Annotated in this window: 4 protein-coding genes; all 4 read left to right on the forward strand. The window is 69.6% G+C overall.

What is annotated here, in order from left to right:
• The first annotated feature begins 287 nt into the window (after window positions 1–287).
• The 4 genes from NK214_RS24580 to NK214_RS24595 are packed head-to-tail and all read left to right on the forward strand — an operon-like array spanning window position 288 to window position 4,709.
• Window positions 288–1,583 (forward strand): aminopeptidase P N-terminal domain-containing protein, encoded by a 1,296-nt coding sequence (locus NK214_RS24580; protein WP_227104227.1) that lies wholly within the window; start codon window positions 288–290, stop codon window positions 1,581–1,583.
• Window positions 1,584–1,623: 40 nt separating this feature from the next.
• Window positions 1,624–2,787 (forward strand): FAD-dependent oxidoreductase, encoded by a 1,164-nt coding sequence (locus NK214_RS24585; protein ID WP_253315766.1) that lies wholly within the window; start codon window positions 1,624–1,626, stop codon window positions 2,785–2,787.
• Window positions 2,787–3,950, forward strand: a complete 1,164-nt coding sequence (locus NK214_RS24590; RefSeq protein ID WP_256477561.1) for a UbiH/UbiF family hydroxylase — start codon at window positions 2,787–2,789, stop codon at window positions 3,948–3,950. Before NK214_RS24585 ends, NK214_RS24590 begins: the two co-directional genes overlap by 1 nt.
• A gap of 24 nt (window positions 3,951–3,974) precedes the next feature.
• Window positions 3,975–4,709: a thioredoxin fold domain-containing protein gene (locus tag NK214_RS24595; RefSeq protein WP_107800060.1), complete on the forward strand. Its 735-nt coding sequence runs from the start codon at window positions 3,975–3,977 to the stop codon at window positions 4,707–4,709.
• Window positions 4,710–4,981: the final 272 nt, after the last annotated feature.

Raw genomic sequence — 4,981 nt, forward strand, 5'->3', positions numbered from 1 at the left:
TGGCAGCCGACGCCGCTGATGCTGAGGGCCTGGGAGGCGCGTAAGCAGGACATGGCGGAACTGGAAGCCTGGCGCGCCTTGACGCCGCCGCACCCCAACGACCCGGACGCGCCGCCGCTGCCGCCGCGGCCGTGGTCATGGTCGTAGTGAGCCGCGCCTTGCGCGGCTTGGAGGTTTCCATCCCCGCCGCTGCGGGGCCTTGCCCGGCGGCGGGGCTTGGGTTGGCGCGGGCGGCGGTGTAAACTGCCGCTTTTACGACCGCGTCGGTCCCTTGCCTGGATTCCGCCATGCCCACGCCTCATGCCGCACGCCGCGCCCGCCTGCTGTCCGCCCTGGGCGACGCCGTCGCGGTGCTGCCCACCGCGCCGGAAGCGGTGCGCAACGCCGATAATTTCTATCCCTATCGCCCGGACAGCCATTTCCTGTACCTGACCGGTTTCGCCGAGCCGGAAGCGGTGTTGGTGCTGGACGGGCGCAGCGGCAAGTCCATCCTGTTCTGCCGCGACAAGAATCCGGACATGGAAATCTGGGAAGGCTTCCGCCACGGGCCGCAGGCGGCGGCGGAGGTTTTCGGCTTCGACGAGGCTTATCCCGTCGCCGAGCTGGACGCGCGGATGCTGGAGCTGCTGTCCGGTTGCGGCCGGCTGTGCTGGAGTCTGGGCCGCGACGCCAAATTCGACGTGCGCGTCAACGGCTGGCTGGACAGCCTGCGCCAGCGCGCCTACCACGGCGCGCCGGCGCCCAGCTGCTACGGCGACGTGCACGCGCTGCTGGACGAGATGCGCCTGATCAAGGACGACAGCGAGATCGCGCTGCTGCGCCGCGCCGGCGAGATTTCCGCCGCCGGTCATGTGCAGGCGATGCGCGCCACCCGGCCCGGCCTGCATGAATACCAGATCGAGGCGGAAATCCTGCACGCCTTCGTCAGCCGCGGCGCGCGCCAGCCTTCCTACGAAAGCATCGTCGCCGGCGGCGCCCATGCCTGCACCCTGCATTACTGCGCCAACAACGGCTTGCTGCGCGACGGCGAGATGCTGTTGATCGACGCCGGCTGCGAGCTGGAAGGCTACGCCGGCGACATCACCCGCAGTTTCCCGATCAACGGCCGTTTCAGCGGCCCGCAGCGCGACGTCTACGAAGTGGTGCTGGCGGCGCAGGCGGCGGCCATCGCCGCCTTGGGGCCGAATGTGCCCTGGAACGCGTCCGGCGACGCCGCGCTGGCGGTGCTGGCCCAGGGCATGCTGGACCTGGGGCTGCTGCAAGGCAGCGTGGACGGGGTGATCGAATCCGGCGCCTACCGCCAGTTTTACATGCACGGCATCGGCCATCTGATCGGCCTGGACGTGCACGACGTGGGCGCGCGCAAGCGCAACGGCCTGTGGCGCGCCTATCAGCCCGGCATGTGCGTGACGGTGGAGCCGGGCTTGTACATCCGCCCGGCGGACGGGGTGCCGGCCGCGCTGCACCATATCGGCGTGCGCATCGAGGACGATGTGCTGATCACCGAGCAGGGCTGCGAGGTCTATACCGGCGGCGTGCCCAAGCGCATCGACGAGATCGAGGCGCTGATGAATCAGGATTGAATTCCGGAGCCTGTGTCCCGAGGAAACAGGAGGAAACAGAATGCAGCAACAGACAAATGAACATGCGGACGTGGTGATCATAGGCGGCGGCCCGGTCGGGGCGCTGGCCGCCTTGCGGCTGGCGCGCGCCGGCCGCGAGGTGACGCTGGTGGAGGCCCGCGGCCGCGACGAGGCGGTGCGCGACGCGCGCGCGCTGGCGCTGTCCTGGCACAGCCGCGAACTGCTGCGCGAAGCCGGCGCCTGGCCGGAGGATTTGCCGGCATCCGTGATCGACAGCGTGCACGTGTCGCAGCAAGGCGCTTGCGGCCGCACCCTGTTGCGGGGCGAGGACGTGGGCCTGCCGCACCTGGGCGCGGTGGTGGATTATCCGGCGCTGGTGGCGGCGCTGGGCGGCGCACTGGAGCGCGCCGGCGTGCGCGTGTTGTGGCGGCACCGGGTGCGGGCGGTCAAAAGCCTCAGCCATTACGCGGTGGCGACGGTGGAGTCGGACGCCGGCGAGAGCGTGTTGACCTGCCGGCTGGCGGTGATGGCCGAGGGCGGCGCGTTGGCGGAAAGCCTGCCCGGCGTCAAGCGTCTGAGCCACGATTACCGCCAGTGCGCGGTGCTGGCCGAGGTGCGTACCGAATTGCCGCCCAAGGGCGTGGCTTATGAGCGCTTCGCCCATGACGGGCCGCTGGCCCTGTTGCCGCACGGCGACGCTTATATGTTGGTGTGGACCCGCAGCGCGGAGGACGCCGCCCGCTTGCAGGCGGCCGACGACGCCGAGGTGGCCGCCGCCTTGCAACAGGCCTTCGGCGAGCGCCAGGGCCGCATCCTGGACGTGGGGCCGCGCGCGGCGTTTCCGTTGGCGCTGAAGCAGCTCAACCGCGTGGTCAGCGGCCGGGTGGCGATGATAGGCAACGCCGCGCAAACCATGCATCCGGTGGCGGCGCAGGGCCTGAATCTGGGCCTGCGCGACGCCGCCGGTCTCAGCGCGGCGCTGGCCGGCGCGGCCGATCCCGGCGACGCCGCCGCGCTGGCGGCCTACGCGGCGTCGCGGCGGGTGGACAGCCACGCGGTGGTGGGCTTCACCCACGGTTTGATCAAATTGTTCGACGGCCACCATCCGGTGGTCAGCGCCATGCGCAGCGTCGGCCTCAGCGCGCTGGACGCGCTGCCGCCGCTGCGGCGCAAGTTCGCCAGCCATTTGGTGTTCGGCGTCTGATGGGAGCGGATGTGAAAGCATTGCAGTACGACGTGATCGTGGTCGGCGGCGGCCTGGTGGGCGCCAGCCTGGCGCTGGCGCTGGACCGCGCGGGCAAGCGGGTGGCCTTGCTCGAAGGACGGCCGCCCGAGCTTCAGGACCTGGACCAGGGCTGGGATGCGCGCATCTACGCGGTGAGCCCGGCCAATCGCCGTTTCCTGGAGAGCCTGGACGCCTGGCCCGGCGCCGAGCGCCTGGGCGCGATTGAGGCTATGGACGTGCGCGGCGACGCCGGCGGCCGCATCGAGTTCGCCGCCAGCGACGCCGGCGAGCCGGCGCTGGCCTGGATCGCCGAGAACCGCTGGCTGCTGGCCGCGCTGTGGCGGCGGCTGGCGGCGTCTAGCGTCGATTGCCTGACCGGAGTCTTGCCGCAGACGCTGAGCGCCGACGCGCTGGGCGCGGAGCTGACGCTGGAAGACGGCCGCCGCTTGAGCGCTGCGCTGCTGGTCGGCGCCGACGGCGCCAACTCCTGGGTGCGCGAGCAGGCCGGCTTGAACGCCAGCGTCAAACCCTACGGCCAGAGCGGGGTGGTGGCCAATTTCGACTGCGAACGCCCGCACGGCGGCGTGGCGCGGCAATGGTTCACCGGCGACAGCATCCTGGCCTGGCTGCCCATGGCCGGGAACCGAATTTCCATGGTGTGGTCAACTTCTGATCCCTCGCGCTTGCTGGAGCTGCCGCCGGAGCAACTGGCGGCGACGGTGGCGGCGGCCGGAGGACGGGAGCTGGGCGAGTTGACCTGCCTCACCCCCGCGGCGGCGTTTCCGCTGCGCTTGATCCAGCCGGAGCGGGTGGCGGCGGAACGCGTGGTCCTGGTGGGCGACGCGGCCCACACCGTGCATCCCCTGGCCGGCCAGGGGGTGAACCTGGGCTTCCAGGACGCGGCGCAATTGGCCGCGCTGTTGGCCGGCGAACGCGACGCCGGAGACTGGATGCTGCTGCGCCGTTACGAGCGCCGGCGGCGCGAAGCGGTGAAAACGATGCAATTGGGCTGCGACGGCTTGTTCCAGCTGTTTCACGCCCAAGGGCCGGGCCTGTCCTGGCTGCGCAACACCGGCTTGAACCTGACCAACTGCCTGAAGCCTTTGAAGCGGCAATTCGCTCGGCAGGCGATTGGTTACTGAACCTCCTTTCAAGGATAAAGATTGATGAAGAAGAACCTGAAGTCCCTGGCGCTGGGCGCCTCCCTGATGATGGCGCTGGCCGCTTGCTCGCAAGCCGCCGGCAGCGGCAACGCCGGCGACGTGAAGAAGGCGTTTGAAGGCCGTTTCCCCGGCAAGCCGGTCAAGGCGGTGAGCGCCACCCCGGTGAAAGGGATTTTCGAGGTGGTGGTGGACAATAAGCAGGTGGTGTACACCAACGCCGACGCCAGCTATCTGTTTGTCGGCGATCTGATCGACGCGGTGAAGAAGGAAAGCCTGACCGAGAAGAAAATGGCCGAGCTGAACAAGGTGGACTTCAAGTCGCTGCCCTTCGAATACGCGCTGAAGGAAGTGCGCGGCAAGGGCGAGCGCAAGCTGGCGGTGTTCTCCGATCCGGACTGCCCGTTCTGCAAGAAGCTGGAGCGCGAAGGCCTGAAGAACCTGGACAACGTGACCATCTACACCTTCCTCTACCCGCTGTCCCAGTTGCACCCGGACGCGATGCGCAAGTCCAAGCAGATCTGGTGCTCGCCCGACAAAGTGGCGGCCTGGTCCGGCTTCATGCGCGACGGCAAGCCGCTGACCGGTCCGGACAATTGCGACACTCCGCTGGAGAAGATTCAGCAGCTGGGCGAGAAGCTGGGCATCACCGGCACGCCGGGCCTGATCTTCGCCAACGGCCAGCTGGTGCCGGGCGCGATCGATGGCGACGATATCGAGAAGCTGCTCAACGCCAAGTGAGCGCATGAAGGCAGGCGCCGCTAAGCGGAATTCCACGGCCTGCCCCTGCGTCCGCGCGACGCCGGGGCAGGCCGTTGTCGCGCCTGGCGGACGGCGATGACGGCGCGGCCGGGCCGGCGCTTGTCCGACGGCGACCGCCTGTTGCTGGGCCTGTCGCTGTCGCTAGCCTTGCACGGGCTGGCCTTGTTCGCGCCGTGGCCGGCCGGCGGCGCGCAGGGCGCGGTTTCCGGTCTGAGCGTGCGTCTGTCCGCCGCGCCGCCGCCTGCCAGCGC

The sequence above is a fragment of the Chromobacterium sp. S0633 genome (assembly GCF_024158805.1).
GTDB lineage: Bacteria > Pseudomonadota > Gammaproteobacteria > Burkholderiales > Chromobacteriaceae > Chromobacterium.

Excerpts from the sequence above, each read along its gene's own strand:
- NK214_RS24595 (WP_107800060.1), top strand. The coding sequence starts at position 3,975 with ATGAAGAAGAACCTGAAGTCCCTGGCGCTGGGCGCCTCCCTGATGATG.
- NK214_RS24585 (WP_253315766.1), top strand. The coding sequence starts at position 1,624 with ATGCAGCAACAGACAAATGAACATGCGGACGTGGTGATCATAGGCGGC.
- NK214_RS24590 (WP_256477561.1), top strand. The coding sequence starts at position 2,787 with ATGGGAGCGGATGTGAAAGCATTGCAGTACGACGTGATCGTGGTCGGC.
- NK214_RS24580 (WP_227104227.1), top strand. The coding sequence starts at position 288 with ATGCCCACGCCTCATGCCGCACGCCGCGCCCGCCTGCTGTCCGCCCTG.